This is a genomic window from Plantactinospora sp. WMMB782 (assembly GCF_049179135.1).
Classification (GTDB): domain Bacteria; phylum Actinomycetota; class Actinomycetes; order Mycobacteriales; family Micromonosporaceae; genus Plantactinospora.
This window is the reverse complement of sequence record NZ_JBMHMC010000007.1, coordinates 4907946-4930986: the sequence shown is the minus strand read 5'-3', so window position 1 is coordinate 4930986 and position 23041 is coordinate 4907946. Positions and strand designations below refer to the sequence as shown.

The following is a 23041-nucleotide window of genomic DNA, read 5'->3' as shown; positions in this document are numbered from 1 at the left end:
GGCAGCGATTCCTCCCTCGGTGACCCCGCCAACGGTCAAGTCTGGCAGGTCACTGCCGAGCGGTCCACCGGAACACCCCCCGGCCCCGGACCGTACGGTGGTCAGCCGTGACCGATTATCAGATCCGGTACGGCGCCGAGGTGGCCGAGGCACTGCGCACCGATCGCCCCGTCGTCGCCCTGGAGAGCACCATCGTCTCGCACGGCCTGCCCCGCCCGGACAACCTGCGGGTGGCCCGCGAGATCGAAGCGGCGGTACGCGCCGACGGCGCTGTGCCGGCCACCATCGGAATGGTCGACGGCGATCTCGTGGTCGGCCTCGACGACACCCAGCTGACCCGGCTCGCCTCCGCGGACGGGGTGGCGAAGCTCTCCGTACGCGACCTGGCGCTGGCCGCCGCCACCGGGGCCGACGGGGCGACCACGGTGGCCGCGACAAGTGCGGTCGCGGCGGCGGCCGGGATCCGGGTCTTCGCCACCGGCGGGCTCGGCGGGGTGCACCGGGAGGCGGCGCAGACCTTCGACGAGTCGGCCGACCTGACCGCGCTCTCCCGTACCCCGATCGCGGTGGTCTGCGCCGGGGTGAAGTCGATCCTCGACGTCGGCGCGACGCTGGAACGGCTGGAGACGCTGGGTGTGGCGGTGGTCGGTTACCGCAGCCGCCGGTTCCCCGGCTTCTTCGTCACCGACGGCGGCTTCGACCTGGACTGGTCGGTCGACTCGCCGGAACAGGTGGCCGCGGCGCTCGCTGCCCGGGCCGGGCACGGGGTCACGGCCGGCGCGCTGATCGTGGCCAACCCGCTTCCCGTCGACGAGCAGCTCGACCCGGCCCTGCACGACCGCACCCTGGCCGACGGCCTGACCCGGCTCGCCGCCGACGGGGTGACCGGCAAGGCGGTCACCCCGTTCCTGCTGGCACACTTCCACTCCGCCACCGACGGTGCCAGCCTGGCGGTGAACGTCCGGATCATCCTGCGCAACGCCGCTCTCGCCGCCCGGATCGCCGTGGCCGCCGCCGGCCGGCGATGACGCCCGGAGGTGCGCCTCCGGCTCCGCCGCCGGGCCAGGGTGGGCCGCCGCGCCGGATCGTCGTGGTCGGCGACGTCGTCACCGACGTGCTGGCGGTGCTGGCCGGGCCGGTGGCGCCCGGATCCGACACCTCGGCCGAGATCCGGGTCACCGGGGGCGGCCAGGCCGCCAACACCGCCGCCTGGCTGGCCTGGCAGGGCTGCCCGGTCACCCTGGTCGGCGCCGTCGGCGTGGACGACGCCGGTACCTCCCGGATCGCCGAGCTGACCACGCTGGGCGTGCACTGTGCGGTGCGCCGGTATCCGGACGCTCCGACCGGCACCGTCATCGTGCTGGCCGGCGACGGCGAGCGGACCATGGTCACCCAGCGCGGCGCGAACCTCCGGCTGACCCCGGAGCAGGTCGACGCGGCGCTGGGCGAGGCTGTGGACGCGGGGCATCTGCACCTGTCGGCGTACACCCTGCTGGACGCCGGGTCGCGCCGGGCCGGGCTGGCCGCGCTGGCCGCCGCGCGCGGACGCGGCCTTCCCACGAGCGTCGACGCGGCCTCCGCCGAACCGTTGCGCCGGGTCGGTGCGCCCGCGTTCCTGGCCTGGGTACGCGATGCGGACCTGCTGCTCGCCAACGCGGACGAGGCGGTGGTGCTGGCCGGCGCGGGTACGCCCGCGGCGCAGGCACGGACGCTGACCGGGGTGGCCCGGCACGTGGTGGTGAAGGACGGTGCCGCCGGCGCGGTCTGGGCCGAACGCGGCGGCCCGGTGGTCTCCGTGCCGGCCCGGCGGGTGCCGGTGCGCGACGTGACCGGGGCCGGAGACGCGTTCGCGGCCGGCCTGCTGGCGGCCCGGGTCGGCGGCGCCGGCCCGGCCGAGGCGCTGGACCGGGCGGCCGACCTGGGCGCGGCCGCGGTCGGCACCCTCGGAGCGCGGCCGCCGGCCGGCGGGCCCACCGGCGAGGGTCGACAGCGCTGACAACCGGGCCGATGCCGGTCGGGGGCGAAGGTGATCCGGGGCGACGCCGGACCGGGCAGCGCAGGTCCGAGGCCGTGCCGGCCGGCCCGCCCGCTGCGCCCGGTGCGGGTTCGAGGCCGTGCCGGCCGGCCCGCCCGCTGCGCCCGGTGCAGTGCCGCGGGGTTGCGGCAATTCGGCAACCGGTGCGTGCGGGGTTGGTCACCGGCCGGTTCAGGGTACCGACCGGGGGCGGTCAGCCCGGGATCACGGCTCGGCGTCGATCACCCGGTGCGGGCGTTCCTCGGCGGGCAGCGCCCGGGGCGGCGTCTGGTCGAGATGGTTGCGCCGCATCCGCGCGCCGATCCGGTGCTCCTCCTTCGGCGGGCGGTCGTTCGCGAGCAGCACGGCCAACCAGGGGATCAGCACCATGCCGACGGCACAGAGCGGCAGCCAGAGCCAGAGCAGCGGTGCCTTGGCGCCGACCAGGACGGCGCCGACGACGACACATAGCGCCCGGACCGACATCATCACGAGGTACCGGCGCTGCCGGCTGTGCAACTGGTCGTCCTGGCTGCGTGAGGCGTCGGTGATCAGGATCGGCTGGTACGCCTGACGCTTCACCACGGGCCTCCGGAGGAATGCGGTCGGTCCTCCCCGGAACTTCCCCGTCCCGGGATGCCGTCTCCCATACTCGCACCTTCCACCGTGCGACGACGCGGGGCCGGCCCCCGGACCTGGTTCGTCACGTCACATCCGCGTGTTACCTACGTGGTACGCTCCCTCGGGTGGGCAGCAGGTTCAGCTTCACCGACGAGGCACTGGGAAACCTGAAGGTCCACGACGTCACCCCCGGCGAGGTGTGGGAGGCGCTGCACAGCGCCCGACGGGTCATCCGGCACCTCGGCGACGACGTCATGATCGTCTACGCCATGTCACGGCGCGGACGACGACTGGCCATCCTGCTGGCCGAGGCCGATCAAGTTGACAACGACTGGGACATCCTCTCCGCGCGTGACCTGACCGACATCGAGTCCAAGCGCTACGAGGAGGCGGTCCGGGGGCGCCGGCGATGAGTCCGTCCACCGGACGGGCCCGGAATCGCGCACCAGGAAACCGGGATCGATCACGAGGTCGAGCACGGAGACGAGGAGGAGGCGGTGACGATGCACCGAGACGATGCCGTCAAGCGGTTCCACGCCGAAGACGACGGACTCGCGGATCTGATCGACGACGCGCAGCCGGTCGAACTGCCCACCCCGGACACCGACGTGCCGATGGTCAGCCGCTCCGTACGCCTGCCGTTGGACACCTACGAACGGGTCCGCTCGGCCGCCGAGGCGCGCGGCATCGGGGTGACCACCCTGATGCGGCAGTGGATCGAGGCAGGGCTGGCCGACCTGGACGACTCGGCGACGGTGTCGCTGGCCGACGTACGCCGGGCACTGGCCGCGCTCGCCCACCCGACGGCGGCCTGAAACCGGCCACCAACCGGCCGGCACCCCGCGGCCGGCAACCGGATGCCGACAGACCCGGCTGGACCGGTGGCCGGGCACGCCTGGGAACGGCTGCCGGCCGGCGGGGCGACACCGCGTCCGTCGGCTCAGACCGGCGGCGCGGGCTGCTCGGGCGTCTGTCCCCATGCCCGGCGCAGATCGGACAGGGCCACCCCGAGCAGCACCGCCGCGGTGATGCCGGCGACGGTCAGCAACGGCAACCGGCGGGTCACCGGTACCAGCACCGCGGACGCCGCCAGCAGGACCAGGCCGGCCACCCGGGTCCAGGAGACCCGACCGAACACCTGGAACTCGAAGCCGGCCCGACCGGCCAGGAAGAGCGCTGGACCGCCCAGGATGGCGATCAGCCAGGCGGGCACGATGTGCCCGAACGGGTGGGTGATGGACAGCTCGAAGCCGACCCCGGTGAGCACGATGCCGGCGATCATGACCAGGTGCGTGTACGCGGCGGCCAGGCCGAGCCGCGTCGGATCCCGCGCCTGGATGATCGCGTTCGGTAGTACGTGCCCGGCCCGGTAGAAGTAGATCCGCCAGAGCAGCACCGTGGTCAGCAGCGCCAGCCCGAGCGCGGCGCTCCTGGCCGGGGTGAAGGCGGCCCCCTCGGTGCTGCTGAAACTGATCCCGGTGACCAGGATCAGCTCGCCGAGCGCGATCAACAGGAACTGCTGGTAGCGCTCGGCCAGGTGCTCCCCGGCGAACGGCTGCCCCCCGTAGTGCGCCCGGCCGAGCCGGGGCGTCGGCCAGCCCAGGGTGAAGCCGAGGTAGTCCACGGCGACCGCCACACTCCAGAGCACTCCCCGCAGGGCGTTCTCACCGGCCAGGCCGCCGACGAGCCACGGCAGGGCGGTCACCCCGGCCCAGAAGAGCACCCGGCGCGGCGTACCCGGGTCGCCCGGGACGGACCGGCCCCGCGTGGCCAGCAGGAAGAACCCGACGCGGCCGAACTGGACCGCGAGATACGCACCGGCGAAGATCAGGCCCCGGTCGCCGAACCCCTCCGGCACGGCGACGGCCACCACCATGCTGCACACCACGGTCACCACCACGACGCCCTGCACCGCCAACGTCTCGGGTTCCAGGGTGCTGGTGGCCCAGGCCGTCGACGCCCAGATGAACCAGAGCACCAGGAAGAGCACCAGAGTCTGGCCGGCCTCGGCGAGCAGGATGCGCTGATTGCTGGTGAAGTCCTCGACCAGCCGCTGGGATACCCGGGTCAGCGCGAAGACGAAGACCAGGTCCAGGAAGAGTTCCAGAAAGGTGGCCCGCTGCGAGCTCGCCTCGGTGCGCAGGAGCGGATCGATCGGCGTGTCAGCCATACGGCGTCGGCCCGCCGGTTCGGGGCGGCGGTCCGGGGCGGCGTACCCGGACCAGAGCCCGCGATCCCGGGCCTACGCCGGCCAGAGCCTTCCGGGCCACCGCGTCGCTCCCTGAGTGTCGACGATCTCTTCACTCAACGAGCCAACCCCCGCCGAGGCGCGGCGGGTGCGCCGGCTCAGCCCGGGGCGGCGGCCTTGGCGGCGGCCTTCATCTGCTGTTTGTGCTCGCGTACCTTGGCCAGCGACGACTCGTCCACCACGTCCGCGACGGAACGGTGGACGCCGTCGAGCCCGTAGTCGCCGGCCGCCTCCCGCCAGCCGGGCGGCTGCACGCCGAAGCGTTTGCCGAGCAGAGCCAGGAAGATCTGCCCCTTCTGCCTGCCGAAGCCGGGCAGCCCGGTGATCCGCTTCAGCAGTTCCCGGCCGTCCTCGGCACCGGACCAGAGCCGGCCCGGATCGCCGTCGTACCGCTCGACGAGGGCTCGACACACCTCCTGCACCCGAGCCGCCATGGCCCTGGGGAACCGGTGCAGGGCGGGCCGCTCGGCGAAGATCGCGGTCAGCGCCTCCGGGTCGAAGTCGGCCAACTCGGCCGCGTCCGGGACGTGCCCGAGCCGTTCGACCAACTCGTACGGGCCGGCGAACGCCTTCTCCATGCTGACCTGCTGGTCCAGCACCATCCCGATCAACAGTGCGAGCGGGTCCCGCCGGAGCAGTTCGTTGGCTTCGGCACCGATGGGCAGCGAGAGTGGCATGGTCCGATGATGCCGTAATCGTCGCGTGAGCAGTGCGACGGCGCGTTCATTGGTGACGAGGACATCACACGTTACAGTCATCGCTTCCGATGGACGACGGACGTGTGTCGCGCTCGGGCGACGGCGGATCGGGAGATCTCAGCCCCCATGCACCACGACATGGTCAACCAAGCGTCGAGGAATCGGTGGATCTACCACTTCACACACCTCGACAACGTCGAAGCCGACGTCAGGCGGAGTTCCTGGTACACCAGAGGGTGTCGACGCAGGTGATCAGATGGAACGGGATATACGACGACAGGCGGGGGGAACAGGTCGGCGGGATACTGCGTGATCATCCGCTGGCGGAGCGCATCATCGTCAGACCAGCCTGGTACTACGGATACGGACGGGGGTGGGGAGAATGATCGAGGAAGGTCACGGCAACCTGCTCACTGCCGACGTCGAAGCGCTGGTCAACACCGTCAACACGGCCGGCGTCATGGGCAAAGGCATTGCTCTGCAATTCAAGCGGGCATATCCGGCAAACTTCCACGCGTACCGCGCGGCTTGCGCACGAGGCGAGGTCCGTACGGGTGAGGTCTGGACGTTCGACAACGCCGTCCTGGGTCCTCGGCGTTACATCCTGAACTTCCCCACCAAGCGGCACTGGCGGGCCGCCGCACGTATGGAGGACATCGCGCCCGGCCTCGAATCCCTGGTCCAAGTCGTTCGCGAGCACCGGATCAGGTCGCTCGCCATCCCCGCTCTGGGCTGCGGCAACGGTGGACTGCCGTGGAACGAGGTCCGTCCCCTCATCGAGCAAGCCTGCGCACGAATGCCCGACGTCCGCGCCGTCGTCTTTCCTCCCGAGGGGGCTCCGCCGCCGGGTGCGATGCGAACGCGACGCCCCGCCCCGCCCCGACCTGACCTGACCTGACCTGACCACTCATCGGGCAATGCTGCTGGTCGCAATCGCTCGTCATCTCGACCGTGCCCGACTTCAGGAAGTGCGGGAAGGTATCAGCGAGCTCGAGATCCAGAAGCTTGCCTACTTCCTCCAGTCGCTGGGCGCTCCGCTCAGACTGACGTTCGGGCGTGGGACGTACGGGCCGTATGCGGCCGGGTTGAGCCGCACTCCTCCGACGGCTGATCCCGGGCAGCTGGCCGGTCGGGTGGCGTCCTGGAGCCTTCGCAAGGCTCGTATGTTCACCGACAAGCATGTGCGGATCGCCACTGCTCGCCTTCTGGAGCGGGAGCTTCTTCCGGCGTAGGTGCGGCGGACCAACAGCGTCAGCGGTCTCGCGGAGCGGTTCGTCGGCCACGGCGTCGGAGGGATGGCCGACGGCGGACCACTGTCGCGACTCGCCGGTAATCTGGTGGGACGGCCTGGTTGGCACCTCCCGCCCGTGTGCCGGCAGGAGTCGGGCCGTCGATCCGGATCCTCCCCTGCCGATCGGAGGGACCATGGCGTTGATCCTCGCGGCGACGGCGGGTGCGCTCGTCGCCGTGCTGGCGGTCGGCGTACTCGTGCTGACCGGTAGGGGTGGCGAGGGGCAGCGGCTGGTCCGCTGGTCAGGGCTGGTGATCACGGTGCTGGTGGCGCTCGTCCTCGCACCGCTCACCGTCGACGATTCCGGTGCGGCGGCGGCGCTGGTGCTGCTCGGCGTACCCGTGCTCGCCGCCGCCCTGCCGGCACTGGCCCAGCGGTTCGCGGCACGCCTGGCCGGGTACCTCGACCTGGTCGCCACCGTCGCGATCGGCGGCTGGGGCCTGCTGCTGGCCCTCGGCGGCCTCGGCGTCGCGTTCCTGCCCTCGGCGCTGTTGTTCCTGGCCGGCGCGGTCCGGAGCCTGGCAACCGGTCACCGGGCACCCTCCGGTCCGACGCCCGGCGGCTGACCGCCGGCGGCCGGCGGCCGGCGGACCTAGCAGTACCGGTGCACGTGGGTGGCCCAGTTCCGGTACGGCGCGACGTCGCCGAGAGCCCGTGCGGCGGCGCCGACCGAGAAGAGTCGACTGCCGCTGTAGAGGAACGCCACCGACCCGCTGGAGAGGTTGTAGTGCGCGGATTCGACCCGGTAGCGCCAACCCCAGGCGGCCGGGTCCTGCCGGCCGCAGTCGGATCGCCTGCCCCGGGGATAGCCGTAGCTGGTGCGGTCGTAGAAGCAGAACCAGCCCTGCGGGCAGTCGGCGACGGCGGCCCGGGTGTGCGCGGGACGGGTCAGGGCGACGAGTGGTGGGGCGGCTGCTGGCGACGGTCGTTGTCGTGCACGCTCAGGCCTTTCGAGGGGCGGGTAACGCATCACGGACGTGCTGCGTCACCCGCCGGGTCCAGCGGTTCAGACCACCGTTGAGATCATTCCCCGTCCGGGAGGGTTGCAGCCGATCCGGATGATCTCGAACGACAATTCGGATCATCCCATCAGTGGGCAGCCGAGGCTAGTCCGGAAAAAGCGGAACCTCGGTCGCGATCCGGCGGTAAATCGGTCACCCCCTATGTGTCGTGACAACATTCGCATCGTCAAGAACCTGCCGACCAATCCGAAAATGCTTCGTCTGTTCCTGTGCACGTGCATTCGCAAAACCAGCCAGGGTGACCTGTCGCCATTTGGCTACGTACTGTAGGGTCTCCACGAAACGTGGCCAGTTGGTCACAGGTTCCCGGTTCGGCCTTGCCATGGGTCCAGCGGAATCGGGCGGGGCCTTCCGTTGCAGCGGAAGGCCCCCTTTCAACCCATCAGGCCCCGATTGCCCGAATCTGCGCTGCTGACAGTGAGCCCAGGAGAACTCCCCGGGCCGCACCGCAGCTTCCAACGGCACCCCTGTTTCAGCAACAGCACGATGCATACCATCGACAACGCGAGTACGGCGACGAGCATTATTCCCGCGACGGCGGCGCCGGCAGCGACGCGCCCCCGGTCCGACGATTCCCCACCGGAACCGGAATCCGGGGCCCTCTTTCTTCCAGCCATTGTCGGCCTCTTTGCCTGCGCCAAACAGCGACACCCGACGGTGCACGCCGGCCGGGGTTTCCAATGGTGACGACGAGAGCAGCGTTTACCGGACAGCCCTGGACCGCCCACCGATCACCTCGATTCAGGGATCATGTGCAAGTGAGGAGGATTCGTCAAGACGTACCAGAAATCCGTGCTTGTTCCGATTTACCGACGCATTGTTCTGTGCATCGGAGATGCGGCTCGCACCATCGCGGAAAAACTGCATAGGAGGACGGAAAAAGGCCGCACGCTGCGGCGGCGTCCGACGGAACAACTCCACCGGGATCGGAAGAACCGCGCCGGAAACGGGCTCGCCGGCCGGGCACCGGGTTCCGGGCAGGACGGCTGGCCGGAACGGCGAAAGAACCCGCAGTCTCCACCCGGCACCTGCCCGCCGCTAACCGTCATCCGCCGGTGGCGGTACGTGTCCGAAGGCCCGTGCTCAGTTCCCGACCGCGCGGAGCCCGGCCCGGTTGCCGGGCAGGGAGGCCAGGCCACCGGTCCCGGCGGTGCGGCCGGATGTGCGGGCGAGGCCCGGCGCGCCGCTGAGGATCGTCGATGTTGCCGGGGTGGGCCGGGCCGTGCTGGAATGGTTCATATCGCCGCAGTGCGGGGGCAACCGCACTGGGAACGGCCAGCACGGGAGCACCGCACCGCAGCGCCGGCAGCGCGCCGCCAGCACGTCACAGTCACCCTGCCGGATCCGCGCTGCGTTCGCCGGGCCAGATTCCGACCGACGACGGCAACGCTCCCGCCCAGCCCGGGTCGGCGCGTCCGACGAGATATGCCAACGCAGCAGCAACCCGGCGACGAGAGAAGACACGATCATGAGTACCCGGAACATTTTCGCGGGGTGGTACCGCAACCGCTTCGTGTGGGTGGCGGTCATCCTGCTGGCGGTGTCGGCCGGCACGGTCGTACTGCTGAACACGGCCGGTTCCGACGCCAAGCCGGCGGATCTGCGCGGGCAGATCATGACCCGGCTGCGTACCACCCTGGAGTCTGCCGACCCGGGGCAGCACCAGCACGCCGGCCACAACGTGCAGCAGGCGACCGCCGAGAAGGACGGTAAGAAGCCGGCGATCATCTGCGGCGTCCACGTCTACGGCTTCGAACCGGGCGAGGTCAGCACCCTGGCCGAGGTGAAGACGGTCTACGGCTTCCACCTCTGCGGCGTCGCCGAGCAGAAGCGCCCGTGGGACTGGGCGGTCAAGCTGGCCGGCCCGGTGATCGTGGACATGGCCACCGAACCGCCGGGCATCCAGGTGGTCGAGGCGACCGAGAACGTACGGTTCGTCGACCGGCTGCGGGAGATGTTCCCGGACAAGTACGAGGAACTGGCGCTCAAGGAGTCGCTGGACGAGAACGAGATGGCCAGCCTGCGCCGCCGTTACGACGAGGCGGCGGGGCTCTGACCGCTGACCCGAACGGCACTCGCCCAGGGACCGGCCGGGGGTGACCAGGGACCAGCCGGGATGACCGGGCGGGGACGTGGTATCGCACCCACCCGGTCGTCCGAGGTCCCGCACCGGCACTCGTCGCGGCTTCCGGACTGGCCGGGCGGCCGTGGGTTTCGGCGTGGGCGTTCCGGCCGCGGCGCCACACCTAGAGGCTGAACAACTCGGTCACCCAACCGTTCGGGGCGCCGCCCGGAAGGCTCGCCCAGCCGGTGCCGGTCCACCGGGCGAGATAGTCGGTGGGCGAGCCGAGCGCCTGGGTGAACCCGCCACCGACGACCAGCTCGCCGTAGTGCACGGTGACCGCGTAGACGGTGCTGTTCAGGGTCGTACCGGGTGCGGTGGTGAACGCCGACCACGCGCTGCCGTTCCACCGCGCGACGTGGTTCACCGCGAGCGGACCGGCGTGGGTGAACTCCCCGCCGACCACGAGCGTTCCCTGGTAGACCGCCATGTCCCGGACCGAGCTGGACAGGCCGGTGCCGGACGGCCCGGTCAGCGCCGACCAGGCGTTGCCGTTCCACCGGGCGATGTTGTTCACCTGCACACCGTCCGCGGTGTCGAAGGAGCCCGCCGCGACCAGATCGCCGTTGTAGTTCTCCAGCGACGTGACCGAGCCGTTGAGTTCGCCGGGGTTGATGCCACCGGCCAGCGCCGACCAGGAACTGCCGTCCCACCGGGCGATCCGGCTGGCCGGCAGACCGCCCGCCTCGGTGAAGCCGCCGCCGGCGATCAGGGCACCGTTGTGGACGGTCAGGTCCCAGACGGCGGCGCTGTCCACCCCGGTACCGGACGGTCCGGTCAGGGTGTGCCACTCGGTGCCGTCCCAGCGCGCGATGTGGTTGGCCGGCAGGCCGCCGGCGTTGAGGAACTGGCCGCCGACGATCAGGCTGCCGTTGAAGACCTGGAGGCTGCTGACGAAGTCCAGCAGGTAGCTCATCACACCGGTGCCGGCGGAGCCGGTCAGCGGCTGCCAGTCCGTGCCGTCCCAGCGGGCGATGCCCCGGACGAGCTTCCCGCCCGCGTAGACGAAAGCGCCGCCCGCGATCAGGTCTCCGTTGAAGACCGTCATGGCACTGACCTGGCTGTCGGTTCCGTCGCCGCCAGGGCCGGCGAACGCCGACCAGGTGCCGCCGTCCCACCGGGCGACGTCGTTGGCCGACACGGCACCGGCCTGGTCGAAGGAGCCGCCCACCATCAAGCCCGGGAGCGCGGCGGAGACGCCCGATCGCCAGGCGAAGGCGGATTCGGCACGCAGCGCGGCGAGGTCCTCGGTCAGGATGCGCAGAGGCGGTCCGGAACTGCCGCGTACCTCCATCCGCAACGTCCCCGCCGCCTCCGCCGGGAGCGCCAGATTGAGCAGGTTCACCCCGGCGGAGAGAGCGTGGTCGGCGACCAGCAGCCGGGAGGTGCGCTCCGTGGTGGCCAGGCTGACCCGCAGGTGTACGCCTGCGTCGCCCGTCCAGTCAACCGCCAGCCGGGACCGGTCGGCCCGTTCGGGACCGGGCAGCAACGTGGCCGTCAGGCCGGTCCCGGTCCCGGCTCGGGCCGCCACCGGCACCTGGGCGCCCGCCGCTCGGCCGTGCACCAGCGCGGAGAGGCAGGTCGCCGCCAGTGCCAGCAGCACGGCGGCGCGTCGACGGGTCGTGGCCCCGCGTCGATGACTCATGCTCGGGTTCCCTCCACCAGGTCGGACGGTGCCATTTCGGCACGGGACACGGTGACAGGGGAACCCGCCGCGGTTTGGCTCGGCTCGAAGCGGCACAGCTGATCCCAGATTCCCCCGTGTACGCACCGCCAGCAGCGCGCAGATCGATCCTCCACAATTTCTCGATCGCCTGTCAAGAAATAGCTGGACCTGCCATTCGGAGGCGACCTGACTTTACGTTGACATGAACTGGCCGACCGGAATAACTGCCCACCACGAGTCCGACGAAGAGGTACTGGTCGAGCGACGGGCCCCATTTTCCGAGAAGCACACAGCCGGCTTTTCCCGTACCGGCACCGGGCAGCGTCGCCGCCGTCGCCCCGCGCCCGCCCCCTGCCGGCCCGGTAGGCTTCCCACCTGCCCCGACGACCGGAGTGAACCGTGACGACGCCCAACCGACCCCCGACCGCCGAGCAACTCGACCTGGCGCCACATCCGGAGGGCGGCTGGTTCCGCGAGACCTGGCGCTCGGCACACGCCTTCACCCCCGACGGGTACGCCGGCCCGCGCGCCGCCGCGACCGCGATCTACTTCCTGCTGCAGCCCGGAGAGCGGTCCCGTTGGCACGTCGTCCGCTCGGACGAGCTGTGGCTGTGGCACTCGGGCGGTCCGCTGCGACTCCGGCTCGGCGGCGCGGCCGAGGTGCCGGCGACGACGCCGGCCGAGATCCGGCTCGGCCCGGACGTGGCCGCCGGTGAGCGGCCGCAGGCGGTGGTCCCCGGCGGTGTCTGGCAGTCGGCCGAGCCGGCGGGCGACCAGCCGGTCCTGGTGAGCTGCGTGGTGGCGCCGGGCTTCGACTTCGCCGACTTCCGACTGGACTGACCCTGAACCTGAGGCTGGGCGCGCCCCTGACGCTGGGCCCGACCCTGAGGCTGGGCCCGACCCCGAGCCTGACCCGACCGGCCTGACCCGACCGCCCGCCCGTCGCCTGCACCGAACGGACATGCAGGATTATTCCGCACGTCCGATATCTATCGCCATCTATTGATTGAGCCGGCCGGTCGTGCTCCAATGGAGCATATCGCCGCAGTACGGGGGCAACCGTGCTGCGTGTGTGGGATCCGGGCTAAACCCAGTATCCGGTGACCGGGTGTGACGAGATGCCACCACCACGCCCCGCACGCCCCACCGGAGTCGCCCGACCGCGCCGCCCGACGACGAACTCCCGCCGGCAGCGGTCGAACAGAAGGGATCAACTCGTGAAACTCCTGCGCAGACTGACGGTCGTCGGTGTCACCGCCGTACTGGCCGGCGGACTCCTGGCGGTCATCTCGCCGAACCCGGCCAACGCACACGGTGCGCTGATGGTCCCGGCGAGCCGGACGTACGCCTGCTACCGCGACGGCCTGACCCCGCAGGGCAACATCGTGAACCAGAACCCCGGCTGCGTCGCCGCGGCCAACGTGAGCGGCGTCTCCCCGCTCTACAACTGGTTCAGCGTGCTCCGCTCGGACGGCGCCGGCCGGACCCAGGGCTTCATCCCGGACGGCCAGCTGTGCAGCGGCGGCAACGCCACCTTCCGGGGCTGGGACCTGGCCCGTGCCGACTTCCCGAAGGCGCAGGTCAGCTCGGGCGCCAGCATCGAGTTCCGGTACAGCAACTGGGCCGCACACCCGGGCCGGTTCGACCTGTACGTCACCCGGAACAGCTGGAGCCCCACCCGCCCGCTGGCCTGGAGCGACCTGGAGCCGACGCCGTTCTCCTCCGCCACCAACCCGCCGCAGCGGGGCAACGTGGGCAGCAACGACGGTCACTACTACTGGACCGGCCGGCTGCCGTCCGGCAAGAGCGGCCACCACATCATCTACTCGGTGTGGACCCGGTCCGACAGCACGGAGACCTTCTACGGCTGCTCGGACGTCACGTTCTGACGCACCGACACGCTTGACGCACCGATGCCGCTGACGCACCTGCCGGGGCTGTTGTGACTGCCCTGCCGACGTATCGGTTGGTCCGGCGCGGTCGGCATGGGCGGGCCGCGGGCACATCACCCGCGGCCCGCCACCGGCCACCCTCCCCACCGGCCACCCCCGCCACCGGTACGTCCGGGTGGCACCGGGACGGCACGCTTGTCCCATGACGACCGCAGCCCCGCCCGGCACCTCCTACCACCGGCTGGCCCGCACCGAACGACACCGCTGGTGGCGCCCGCTGCTCGGCAGCCTGCTGGTCCTCGGCGGCACCTTCCTGGTGCTCTGCCTGCTGATCGGGATCGGCACCGCGATCGCCACCGCCACCGGACGTCCGACCGGTCCGGACGGCCTGCCGGCACTGGGCGCGCTCGGCGACCTCGTACTGCTGCTGGCCTCGATCGGCGCCGCCCTGCCGTTCGTACTCCTCGCGGCCCGCTGGGTGCAGGCCCGTCCGGCCGGCACGGTCTCCTCGGTACTCGGCCGGCTGCGCTGGCGCTGGCTCGGCTGGTGTGCCCTGGTCTCCATACCGGCGGTGCTGCTGTTGCTGGCCGGCAGCTTCGGACTGCTCGCCCTGACCGGCAGCGCGGACGGCGACGCCGGGGCCGCCGACACCGGTTGGCCGGGCTGGGCCGGTTTCCTCGGCGCACTGGCCCTGCTGCTCCTACTGGTGCCGTTGCAGGCCGCCGCCGAGGAGTACCTCTTCCGGGGTTGGCTGTTGCAGGCCGTCGGGGCGTTCCTCCGCACACCGTGGCCGGCGGTCGCCCTCCAGGCCCTGCTCTTCGCCTCGGCCCACGGCTGGGGCACCGGATGGGGCTTCGCCGACCTGGCGGTGGCGGGCGGCGTACTCGGCTGGCTGACCATCCGGACCGGCGGCTTGGAGGCGGCGGTCGCGCTGCACGTCGTGAACAACCTGGTCTCGTTCGCCGGCGCGGCGGCCCTGGGACAGCTCGGCAGCGATGAGACGGCCGCGGACGGCCCCTGGGAGATGTTGGTGGTGAGCCTGCTGGTGCACGCCGGGTACGCCGTCGTGGTGCTCCGGCTGGCCCGCCGCCGCCGGTTGCCGACCCGCTCACCCGAGCAACCGGCCCCCGCACCCGGAGATCCGGCGGCGATCGCCGATCCGGCTCCAGCCGGGTCGGCGCCGACGGGCCCGGCACTGACGGGCTTGGCACCGACGGGCCCGGCGCCGATGCCAGCACCAGCGCCGTCAGCTGGGGAAACACCCGGCCGACGGTGAGGTGGGGTCGCCACCACGGACCCCTGACACCCGACGGGATGGTTCCGGACCCTCAACTGCGGGGGTTGCGGCTCGGCCTGTCCCGGCCGGCGGGCAGGATGGACGCCGTGGACGGGAACGAGATGCTGCTGTCCCCGGCTGGGGTGGACCAGGTCCGGACGGCACTGACCAGGGCGGGCTACACGTCGAGCGGCATCGCCGACCGCCTCGGCCCGGCGGCCACCAGCGGCCTGGCCCGCAACGACTTCCGGGCGGCGCTGCGGGCCACCGACGACCGCGACCCGCTCGCCACCCTGATCCGGCTCTTCGTCTGCGCCCAGACCGAGCCGGAGCCGGCGGTACGGGCCGCCTTCGCCCCGCTGCCACTCGCCGAGGCGCTCGCCGGAGGGCTGCTCGAACGGGTCGGCGACGGCTTCCGCCAGGGCATCGACCTGGAGCCGTACGGCGACTCCTGGTGGATTCTCTCCGACGTGCCGGCGAGCGCCCGGCCGGGCCAGCCGCTCGCCGCCGACCACGTGCTCGGGATCGGCGGGGCGACCACCACCCTGGTCGGGGCGACCGTCCGACGGCCGGTCGGCACCGCCCTCGACCTCGGCACCGGCAGCGGTGTGCAGGCTCTGCACCTGGCCGAACACGCCCGCTCGGTGACCGCCACCGATGTCTCCGACCGGTCACTGCGGTTCGCCGCGACCACCGCCGCGCTGAACGGCCACCACTGGGAACTGCTCAAGGGTGACCTGGTCGGTCCGGTGGCCGGCCGCCGCTTCGACCTGGTGGTGAGCAATCCGCCGTTCGTGGTCGGGCCGGGCACCACCACGCACAGCTACCGGGACTCGGGCCGGGTCGGTGACGGGATCGCCGCCGAGCTGGCCGCAGCCGCACCGGGGCTGCTCACCGAGGGCGGCACCATGCAGTACCTGGCCAACTGGCTGCACGTGACCGGGGAGGACTGGGGCGAGCGGGTGGCCGGCTGGTTCGCCGGTACCGGCCTGGACGCCTGGGTCGTCCAACGCGAGGTCGCCGACCCGATGGCGTACGTCGACCTGTGGCTCGCCGACGCCAGCGAGGCGGCCGACCCGCACCGGGTGGCCGCCTGGCTGGACTGGTTCGACGCGCAGAAGGTGGAGGCGGTCGGCTTCGGCGTGGTGAGCCTGCGCCAGGGTGGGCACGCCGACCCGGTGGTACGGGTCGAGGACCTGCGGCAGGCCGTACAGCCGCCGATGGGGGAGCAGATCGCGGCCTGGTTCGACCGGCAGGACTGGCTGCGCAGCCGGGACGACGACGCGCTGCTGGCCACCCGCTTCCGGGCGGTCGACGGGCTGAAACTGCGCCAGGAGGCGTCGATGGGCTCCGACGGCTGGGTGGTGGACCGGCAGGTGCTGGCCCAGTCGCACGGGCTGCGCTGGACCGAGGAGGTGGATCCGCTGGTGCTCGCCCTGGTCGGCGGGGCCAACGGCCAGGTGCCGCTGCGCGAGCAGCTCGCGGTGCTGGCGCTGGCGCACGACGTACCCGCGGAGGATCTTGCCGACGCGGCCGGGCCGATCGTCGCGCACCTGGTGGAACGCGGCGTCCTCGCACCCGTGGCAGACTGACCGCCGTGCGGGCGGTGGTGCAGACGGTCAGCCGGGCCAGCGTGACTGTCGACGGCGAGGTGGTCGGGGCGGTCTCCGACGGGTTGCTGGTGCTGCTCGGGGTGACCCGCTCCGACACCGCGGTCACCGCCTCGACGATGGCCCGCAAGGTGCACGAGCTGCGCATCCTGGACGGCGAGCGGTCCGCCGCCGAGGTCGGGGCACCGCTGCTGGTGGTCAGCCAGTTCACCCTGTACGGCGACGCCCGCAAGGGCCGCCGGCCCAGTTGGGGCGCGGCGGCCCCGGCCGAGCTGGCCGAACCGCTGGTGACCGCGTTCGTCGAGGCGCTGCGGGACCGGGGCGCGAAGGTCGAGACCGGCCGGTTCCAGGCGCACATGCTGGTGGAGAGCGTCAACGTCGGCCCGCGCACCGTGCTCCTGGAGCTGTGAGCCGCCCCGCCCCGGCGGCGTGGAACAGCTCGGAAGAACGCGGAACAGGTCAGAAGAAGAGGCCGCGCTTCTGCATCGACTGGCGCAGCCAGCCGTCGAGCTGACGGACCCAGTCGGTCCGGTCCACCGTGGCGTGGTCGACGACGAACCGGCCGAACGCGTCACGCCCCTCGGTGAAGAGGCCGCCCCGCTTGTCGATCTCCAGCACGATCTGCAACTGCTGCGGTGTGGCCACGAAGGTCAGCTCGAGCTGGTTGATCGCCCGGGCGTACTGCGGGCCGGGGTAGAACTCGATCTCCTGGTAGAACGGCAGGCTCTGCTGTACGCCGTAGATGTGGCCACGCTCGACGTCGGCCCGGCTGAACCGGAAGCCGAGCTGGAGCAGGGCGTCGAGGACCCGCTCCTGGGTCGGCAACGGGTACACCGCCACCGGGTCCAGGTCGCCCTTGTCCACCGCCCGGGCGATCTCCAACTCGGTACGCAGTCCCATGGTCATCCCGTGCAGGTGGTGACCGCTGATCTCGGTCAGCGGCGTCTCCCACGGCACCTCGAAGCGGAACGGGATGTCGTGGCGCTGGCCGCTCTCCAACCGGAACGGGCCGGTCACCCGCTGCCGCTGGAACTCCTGGGTGGTGTTGTACTCACTGTCACCGCTCTCCACCTCGACCCGGGTCACCAGGCCGAGTGCGACGTACTCGACGTCCACCGGGTGGTCGCCGCCGGCAACGTGGATCTGGCCCTCCAGATGACCGCCTGGCCGGCAGTTCGGGTTGCTCAGCACCGTCTCGACCGACGGACCGCCGACACCCATCGCCTGCATCAACCGCTTGAAGACCACCACGTCCTCCATCCGTCGTCGATCTCGATCCCGTCTCGCACGGTAACCGCCATCGGCAAGTACCGCCCGGCACCGCACACCTTCGCGCTGCCGGGCCGAGCCGGGTCCGGTCGACCGGCCGACCGGCCGACCGGCTGACGGCTGACGGCTGACCCGGCCCGACTACCGATTGGTCGTCGGCCGACCGGCCCGGGCAGATGATCTATCGGATCAAGGGCAGGAAACCGGGACGAACCATCCCGGACAGCCTCCCGGTTTCATGCCAACCGGACGCTCTCCTCACCTCGGCTTCACGCCCTACCGGCCAAGCTATGTGTCACCAGCGCGATTGTCCGCTGGGACGCGCCACATTGTCGAAGCGGGGAGGCGACAGATGATGGTCCTGCAGCACAGCGAGAGCCACACTCACCCGGCCGGCGCGGCCGGCGCCGAGAGCGAGCCGGCGGGGGACGGTGGGCAGGTCGTGGTCGACCTCGACGCCACCGACGAGCGCGGCGCCTCGGCGGACCTGGTCCGGGCCTACCTGAACGGTATCGGCCGGACCAAGCTGCTCACCGCCGTCCAGGAGGTGGACCTGGCCCGGCGGATCGAGGCGGGGCTCTACGCCGAGGAGAAGCTGAACACCGACACCCGGGGCGAGTTGCCGGCGGAGCTGCGCGCGGATCTGGAGATCATCGCCGCCCAGGGGCGGGCCGCGAAGAACCACCTGCTGGAGGCGAACCTGCGGCTGGTGGTCAGCATCGCCAAGCGGTACACCGGGCGGGGGATGGCCTTCCTCGACCTGATCCAGGAGGGCAACCTCGGCCTGATCCGCGCCGTCGAGAAGTTCGACTACACCAAGGGCTACAAGTTCTCCACCTACGCCACCTGGTGGATCCGGCAGGCGATCACCCGGGCCATGGCCGACCAGGCCCGCACCATCCGCATCCCGGTGCACATGGTCGAGCAGGTCAACCGGATGGTCCGGACCCGACGCGACCTGGCCACCCAGCTCGGCCGGGAGCCGGGTGTGGCCGAGGTCGCCGCCGCGCTCGGCGTACCGGAGTTCCAGGTCATCGAACTGATCTCGTACGACCGGGAGCCGGTCAGCCTCGACCAGGCGGTCGGCGAGGACGGTGAGAGCGCCCTCGGTGACTTCGTCGCCGCCGTCGACCCCCGGGAGGAGCCCGGTGACGCGGTCTCGGCGGGCATGCTGCGCAACGAGGTGGAGATCGTGCTCGCCACCCTCTCGCACCGCGAGCAGGCCGTGATCCGGCTCCGCTTCGGCCTGGACGACGGCCGGCAGCGCACCCTGGACGAGGTGGGCCGGGAGTTCGGGCTCTCCCGGGAGCGGATCCGGCAGATCGAGAAGGTCACCCTGCTCAAGTTGCGCCACCCGTCCCGGGCCGACCGCCTGGAGGCGTACGCGAGCTGACCCGTACGACGCGCGGAGCCCTCGCCACCTGGTTCGACAGGGGCGAGGGCTCGCGCGTCGGCCGGGCAATGCGGACCGACAGGTCCCGGCGGATCGGGAAACTCAGCCGGGTGAGAGGCTCAGCCGACGGACGCTAGCCGATCGACAGGTCCCGGCGGCGGAAGCCGGCCAGGCCGAGCCCGGTCAGCGCGACCGCGACGGCGAGCAGCACCACAAGCGGCGTGCCGCTCGGGTCGGCGGCCGGCACCGCCGGCAGATGGGTGAACGGCGACAGGTTCAGCACCGGCTGCGGAAGCTCCAGCAGCGCACCGAGCTGGCCCAGCAGCACGCAGAGCAGGAACACCGACCAGGACAGCGCCACCGACAGCCGGGGCAGCAGCCCGAACAGCAGCACCACCAGACCGGCCAGGACCAGTGCCGCCGGTGCCTGCACCAGGCCGGCCACGGTGAGCCGGGCCGTCTCGCCGAGCACGTCGCCGCTGACCAGGCCGTAACCGACCCCGGTACTCGCGCCGGCCAGCGCCAGCAGCACGACCGTGCCGAGCGCGGCCCAGAGCAGGTGGCCGAGCAGCCAGCGGGGCCGGCTGACGGCGGTGGCGAGTACCCCCTCCAGGGTTCCGGCCGCCTCCTCGGACCGCAGCCGGAGTACCGCCTGCACCGCGAAGCCGGCCACCGCGAGCGCGAACATCGCCATCATGGTGCCGAGGAACGCGTCGATCAGCCTGTCGCTGCCGCCGAGTTGGGCGATCAGCTCGCTGGCTGCCTCGTTCTCGCCGACCAGGTCGTCCACCTCGTCGCCGACGGAGCCCATCGACAGTCCCATCACCACGACGCCCACCGTCCAGCCCAGCACCACGCCGCGCTGCAACCGCCAGGCCAGGCCGCTCGGCCGGAGCAGGCCCCGGGCTGCCGTCGCCGGCCCCCGGCGGACCGCCAGCACCCCGCTGCCGAGGTCGCGGTGGGCGGTCAACACGAACGCGCCGCCGACGGCGAGCAGCGCGAACCCGACGGTCAGGGCGAGCACCGGCCAGCGGTTGCCGTCGAACGCCTTGACCTGGTTGGCCCAGCCGAACGGGGAGAGCCAGGACGGCCAGGCGCTGACCACCCGCATCCCGTCGGCGGTGACGGTCCCCCAGGCGTCCCCGGCGGCCCTGAGCAGGAAGGCGAGCCCGACGAAGGCCGCCGCCATGCCGTTCGCGCCGCGCGCCGTACCGGAGAGCTGGGCGGTCACCGCGGCCACCGCCGCGAACGCCACCCCGATGCCGGCGATCGCCGCGCCGAGGGCGAACGAGCCGGCCACCGGCAGGTCGACGGCGACGAGTGCCAGCGCCAGCAGCGCCCCGCTGAGCAGGTTCGCCGCGACCGTGACGAGCAGGGCGGCGGTGAGCGGGGCGTGCCGGCCGACCACCGCCGAGCCGAGCAGCTCCGCCCGGCCGGTCTCCTCGTTCTGCCGGGTGTGCCGGACCACCGCGAAGGTGCTGAGCAACGCGGCGAGCAGGGCCAGCATGGTGTACGACTCGGCGGTGACCACCGACCCGAGGCTCGGCCCCGAGACCGGCCCGTTGAACGCCCGCGCGACCACGCTCGCGGCACTGGTGGTGGCGTAGCCGATCCGGTCGGCCTCGGTGCCGTAGAGGCCGGCGACGCTCTGCGCCACCGCCACGGTGACCCCGGGCACCGCCAGCGCCCAGACCAGCAGCTTCACCCGGTCCCGGCGCAGGGCCAGCCGGGTCAGCCGGGCGGTGCCGGTGAAGGCGCTCATCGGACGGCCGCCGGCACCGCAGGCCGGGCGGTGGTGGCCTCGCCGGCGTCGCCGTAGTGCCGCATGAACAGCTCCTCCAGCGTCGGCGGCGTACTGGTCAGGGTCCGTACCCCGAACCGGGCGAGGTGGGCCAGCACCGGGTCGAGCGTGCCGGCCTCGACCTCGAACCGGGTGGTGTCGCCGGAGACGGTCACCTCGTGCACCCCGGCGAGGTCGGCGAGGCCGTCCACCGGGCGCTCGGTCTGCACCGTCATCGGGGTCCGGGTCAGGTGCCGCAGCTCGGCCAGGGTGCCGGACTCGACGGTACGGCCGGCCCGGATGATGCTGACCCGGTCGCAGAGCGCCTCCACCTCGGACATCACGTGGCTGGAGAGCAGCACGGTCCTGCCGGCGTCGCGCAGTTCGGCGACGTACTCCCGGAACACCGCCTCCATCAACGGGTCCAGCCCCGAGGTCGGCTCGTCGAGGATCAGCAGTTCCACGTCGGAGGCGAACGCGGCCACGATGGCCACCTTCTGCCGGTTGCCCTTGGAGTAGGTCCGGCACTTCTTGGTCGGGTCCAGGTCGAACCGCTGCAACAGCTCGTCCCGGCGGGCCCGGTCCAGGCCGCCGCGCAGCGCGCCGAAGAGGTCGATCGCCTCGCCGCCGGAGAGGTTGGGCCAGAGGTTGACGTCGCCGGGCACGTACGCCAGCCGGCGGTGCAGCGACACGGCGTCCCGCCAGGGATCACCGCCGAGTACCCCGACCTCGCCCGCGTCCTTGCGGAGCAGGCCGAGCAGGATCCGGATGGTGGTGGACTTGCCGGCACCGTTCGGCCCGAGGAACCCGTGCACCTCGCCGGACCGGACGGTCAGGTCCAGCTCGTCCAACGCGCGGGTGGTCCCGAAGGTCTTCACCAGGCCGGCCACCGAGATCGCGGTCATGGCCCTCCCTTGCTAGTCGCCGATTGCCCTGTCAGTTGTCGAATGACCCGTGGACCGTGGGGTGCCCGGCGATGGTCCGCCCACCGCTTCCGACCACCGTCGATCCGCAGAGGTTGTCTCGCCCTCAGTGTACTGACCGATGGTAGGACGACGGTCACAGATGCCTGATCATCGGTCAGTGGCCGGTACGCTGGCCGGATGGACCGTCCGCCCGTGCCAGACACCCGGAGCCGGATCCTGCGTACCGCGCTGGACCTGTTCGGCGCCCAGGGCTACCAGCGCACCTCGCTGCGGCAGATCGCCGAACGGCTCGACCTGACCAAGGCGGGCATCCTCTACCACTTCCCCAGCAAGGAACACCTGCTGGTAGCGCTGGCCGAGCCCCTCGTCTCGGACCTGGAGGCGGCGCTGGACCGGGCGGCCCGGCTGCCCTGGCCGGCGGCCCGCTGGGCGGCGCTCGAGGGCTGGCTCGACACCCTGCTACGACACCGCCGCCCGCTGGGGACGCTCTACCACGACATGACCCTGCTCGCCCGGGGCAGCACGTACGCCCGGATCATGCGCCTCGCCACCCGGGCGTACGACCTGGTCGCCGGTCCGGGTGCGACCCGGGCGGAACGGATCCGGGCCATCCAGGCGACCGGGATGCTCGGCGACCCGATCGTGTTCTTCGCCGAGGTGCCGGACGGGGAACTGCGGGCCGCGCTGCTCGACGGGGCGGTCCGGCTCCTCGCCGAGCCGGCGCCACCGCCCGGCGGGGTTCGGTCGCAGTCGGCCCGGCCGTCGACCCGGAGCGAGCCGGCTCCTCCCGACGGCCCGCCGGGCGGCCGCCGGGACGGCCCCGCCGGAGACCGACAGGACGGCGCCACAGGCGACCGGCAGGACGGCACAGCCCTGGGCCGGCAGGACGGCACAGCCCTGGGCCGGCAGGACGGTCGGGAGAGCGGCCCGGCGGGCCGGGCGGCCGGTCCGGAGCGGGTCCGGCCGGGCCGGCGGCGGCGGGCGGGACGGCCACCCGGACTCGACCCGGAACAGGTACGCACGGCCCGTGCCATGCACGACGCCGGGCTGTACACGGTGGACCAGATCGCGGCCGGGCTGGGCGTCTCCCGGGCCACCCTCTACCGGCACCTGCGGGCCGCCGACCCGGCCCGGCACGTGTCATAACGAGACAGTTTCAAGACTAATTCGAGACGATTTTGCGACAGCCTGGCGAGGGGCGCGTCGGCCGTGG

General features: G+C 72.1%; 24 protein-coding genes and 1 pseudogene. 16 read left to right on the top strand and 9 right to left on the bottom strand.

Going from position 1 to position 23041, the window contains the following annotated elements:
- Positions 1 to 107: 107 nt before the first annotated feature.
- Positions 108 to 1028 (top strand): pseudouridine-5'-phosphate glycosidase, encoded by a 921-nt coding sequence (locus ACN28A_RS24385; RefSeq protein WP_421398409.1) that lies wholly within the window; start codon positions 108 to 110, stop codon positions 1026 to 1028.
- Positions 1025 to 1996, top strand: a complete 972-nt coding sequence (locus ACN28A_RS24380; protein ID WP_421398406.1) for a carbohydrate kinase family protein — start codon at positions 1025 to 1027, stop codon at positions 1994 to 1996. Before ACN28A_RS24385 ends, ACN28A_RS24380 begins: the two co-directional genes overlap by 4 nt.
- 243 nt (positions 1997 to 2239) lie before the next feature.
- Here ACN28A_RS24380 and ACN28A_RS24375 read toward each other — a convergent pair whose 3' ends face one another.
- On the bottom strand, positions 2240 to 2596 hold the full coding sequence (locus ACN28A_RS24375; protein WP_421404629.1) for a DUF3099 domain-containing protein: 357 nt from the start codon (positions 2594 to 2596) through the stop codon (positions 2240 to 2242).
- Between the two features lie 164 nt (positions 2597 to 2760).
- On the opposite strand from ACN28A_RS24375, the gene ACN28A_RS24370 reads away from it, so the two are divergent.
- Positions 2761 to 3048: a hypothetical protein gene (locus tag ACN28A_RS24370; RefSeq protein ID WP_421398404.1), complete on the top strand. Its 288-nt coding sequence runs from the start codon at positions 2761 to 2763 to the stop codon at positions 3046 to 3048.
- 90 nt (positions 3049 to 3138) lie between these two features.
- Complete coding sequence (locus ACN28A_RS24365) at positions 3139 to 3450, top strand: hypothetical protein (RefSeq protein ID WP_421404628.1); 312 nt, start codon at positions 3139 to 3141, stop codon at positions 3448 to 3450.
- Between the two features lie 125 nt (positions 3451 to 3575).
- Here the strand turns inward: ACN28A_RS24365 and ACN28A_RS24360 are convergent, their stop codons facing one another.
- Together ACN28A_RS24360 and ACN28A_RS24355 are read right to left on the bottom strand one after the other, a co-directional pair.
- Positions 3576 to 4805: a low temperature requirement protein A gene (locus ACN28A_RS24360; protein ID WP_421398401.1), complete on the bottom strand. Its 1230-nt coding sequence runs from the start codon at positions 4803 to 4805 to the stop codon at positions 3576 to 3578.
- Positions 4806 to 4981: 176 nt separating this feature from the next.
- Complete coding sequence (locus tag ACN28A_RS24355) at positions 4982 to 5560, bottom strand: HhH-GPD-type base excision DNA repair protein (RefSeq protein ID WP_421398399.1); 579 nt, start codon at positions 5558 to 5560, stop codon at positions 4982 to 4984.
- 89 nt (positions 5561 to 5649) lie between these two features.
- Here ACN28A_RS24355 and ACN28A_RS24350 point away from each other — a divergent pair, with 89 nt between their 5' ends.
- From ACN28A_RS24350 to ACN28A_RS24335, 4 genes are all read left to right on the top strand, one after another.
- Positions 5650 to 5967, top strand: coding sequence for a DarT ssDNA thymidine ADP-ribosyltransferase family protein (locus tag ACN28A_RS24350; protein ID WP_421398397.1), 318 nt, complete (start codon positions 5650 to 5652; stop codon positions 5965 to 5967).
- Positions 5964 to 6479, top strand: a complete 516-nt coding sequence (locus ACN28A_RS24345) for a macro domain-containing protein (RefSeq protein WP_421398394.1) — start codon at positions 5964 to 5966, stop codon at positions 6477 to 6479. Before ACN28A_RS24350 ends, ACN28A_RS24345 begins: the two co-directional genes overlap by 4 nt.
- Positions 6480 to 6498: 19 nt before the next feature.
- The gene (locus tag ACN28A_RS24340; RefSeq protein WP_421398393.1) at positions 6499 to 6813 is read left to right on the top strand and encodes a hypothetical protein; all 315 of its coding nucleotides are present in this window, start codon (positions 6499 to 6501) and stop codon (positions 6811 to 6813) included.
- A gap of 193 nt (positions 6814 to 7006) precedes the next feature.
- A complete protein-coding gene (locus tag ACN28A_RS24335) occupies positions 7007 to 7438 on the top strand; it encodes a hypothetical protein (protein WP_421398390.1) in 432 nt (143 codons plus the stop codon).
- 26 nt (positions 7439 to 7464) lie between these two features.
- Here ACN28A_RS24335 and ACN28A_RS24330 read toward each other — a convergent pair whose 3' ends face one another.
- Both ACN28A_RS24330 and ACN28A_RS24325 read right to left on the bottom strand, forming a co-directional pair.
- A complete protein-coding gene (locus tag ACN28A_RS24330) occupies positions 7465 to 7842 on the bottom strand; it encodes a peptidase inhibitor family I36 protein (protein WP_421398388.1) in 378 nt (125 codons plus the stop codon).
- A 1135-nt stretch (positions 7843 to 8977) separates the two neighbouring features.
- Complete coding sequence (locus tag ACN28A_RS24325) at positions 8978 to 9133, bottom strand: hypothetical protein (protein WP_421398387.1); 156 nt, start codon at positions 9131 to 9133, stop codon at positions 8978 to 8980.
- Positions 9134 to 9362: 229 nt separating this feature from the next.
- Here ACN28A_RS24325 and ACN28A_RS24320 point away from each other — a divergent pair, with 229 nt between their 5' ends.
- A complete protein-coding gene (locus tag ACN28A_RS24320; RefSeq protein WP_421398385.1) occupies positions 9363 to 9950 on the top strand; it encodes a hypothetical protein in 588 nt (195 codons plus the stop codon).
- Between the two features lie 190 nt (positions 9951 to 10140).
- Here the strand turns inward: ACN28A_RS24320 and ACN28A_RS24315 are convergent, their stop codons facing one another.
- Positions 10141 to 11661, bottom strand: coding sequence for a hypothetical protein (locus ACN28A_RS24315; protein ID WP_421398383.1), 1521 nt, complete (start codon positions 11659 to 11661; stop codon positions 10141 to 10143).
- A gap of 420 nt (positions 11662 to 12081) precedes the next feature.
- Between ACN28A_RS24315 and ACN28A_RS24310 the strand changes: the two genes are divergently transcribed.
- From ACN28A_RS24310 to dtd, 5 genes and pseudogenes are all read left to right on the top strand, one after another.
- A complete protein-coding gene (locus ACN28A_RS24310; protein WP_421398380.1) occupies positions 12082 to 12522 on the top strand; it encodes a cupin domain-containing protein in 441 nt (146 codons plus the stop codon).
- Between the two features lie 377 nt (positions 12523 to 12899).
- Positions 12900 to 13568 (top strand): annotated as a pseudogene (locus tag ACN28A_RS24305) (lytic polysaccharide monooxygenase auxiliary activity family 9 protein); the annotation flags it as partial.
- A 208-nt stretch (positions 13569 to 13776) separates the two neighbouring features.
- Positions 13777 to 14850: a CPBP family intramembrane glutamic endopeptidase gene (locus ACN28A_RS24300; protein WP_421398377.1), complete on the top strand. Its 1074-nt coding sequence runs from the start codon at positions 13777 to 13779 to the stop codon at positions 14848 to 14850.
- 107 nt (positions 14851 to 14957) lie between these two features.
- Positions 14958 to 16442 carry a DUF7059 domain-containing protein gene (locus ACN28A_RS24295; protein ID WP_421404626.1) on the top strand — a complete coding sequence of 495 codons (1485 nt, stop codon included), beginning with the start codon at positions 14958 to 14960 and terminating at the stop codon, positions 16440 to 16442.
- Positions 16443 to 16447: 5 nt separating this feature from the next.
- The gene (dtd, locus tag ACN28A_RS24290) at positions 16448 to 16870 is read left to right on the top strand and encodes a D-aminoacyl-tRNA deacylase (protein ID WP_421398375.1); all 423 of its coding nucleotides are present in this window, start codon (positions 16448 to 16450) and stop codon (positions 16868 to 16870) included.
- 49 nt (positions 16871 to 16919) lie between these two features.
- On the opposite strand, the gene ACN28A_RS24285 is transcribed toward dtd, so the two are convergent.
- Positions 16920 to 17708, bottom strand: a complete 789-nt coding sequence (locus tag ACN28A_RS24285) for a sporulation protein (RefSeq protein WP_421404624.1) — start codon at positions 17706 to 17708, stop codon at positions 16920 to 16922.
- A gap of 376 nt (positions 17709 to 18084) precedes the next feature.
- On the opposite strand from ACN28A_RS24285, the gene sigB reads away from it, so the two are divergent.
- Positions 18085 to 19122, top strand: a complete 1038-nt coding sequence (gene sigB, locus ACN28A_RS24280; protein ID WP_421404622.1) for an RNA polymerase sigma factor SigB — start codon at positions 18085 to 18087, stop codon at positions 19120 to 19122.
- Between the two features lie 133 nt (positions 19123 to 19255).
- On the opposite strand, the gene ACN28A_RS24275 is transcribed toward sigB, so the two are convergent.
- Together ACN28A_RS24275 and ACN28A_RS24270 are read right to left on the bottom strand one after the other, a co-directional pair.
- The gene (locus tag ACN28A_RS24275; RefSeq protein WP_421398372.1) at positions 19256 to 20884 is read right to left on the bottom strand and encodes an ABC transporter permease; all 1629 of its coding nucleotides are present in this window, start codon (positions 20882 to 20884) and stop codon (positions 19256 to 19258) included.
- The gene (locus ACN28A_RS24270; RefSeq protein ID WP_421398370.1) at positions 20881 to 21807 is read right to left on the bottom strand and encodes an ATP-binding cassette domain-containing protein; all 927 of its coding nucleotides are present in this window, start codon (positions 21805 to 21807) and stop codon (positions 20881 to 20883) included. The genes ACN28A_RS24275 and ACN28A_RS24270 overlap by 4 nt, the downstream gene beginning before the upstream one ends.
- Positions 21808 to 22020: 213 nt before the next feature.
- Between ACN28A_RS24270 and ACN28A_RS24265 the strand changes: the two genes are divergently transcribed.
- Entirely contained in the window at positions 22021 to 22974 is a 954-nt protein-coding gene (locus ACN28A_RS24265; RefSeq protein WP_421398368.1) for a TetR family transcriptional regulator, read from the top strand.
- The last annotated feature ends 67 nt before the right edge of the window (positions 22975 to 23041 follow it).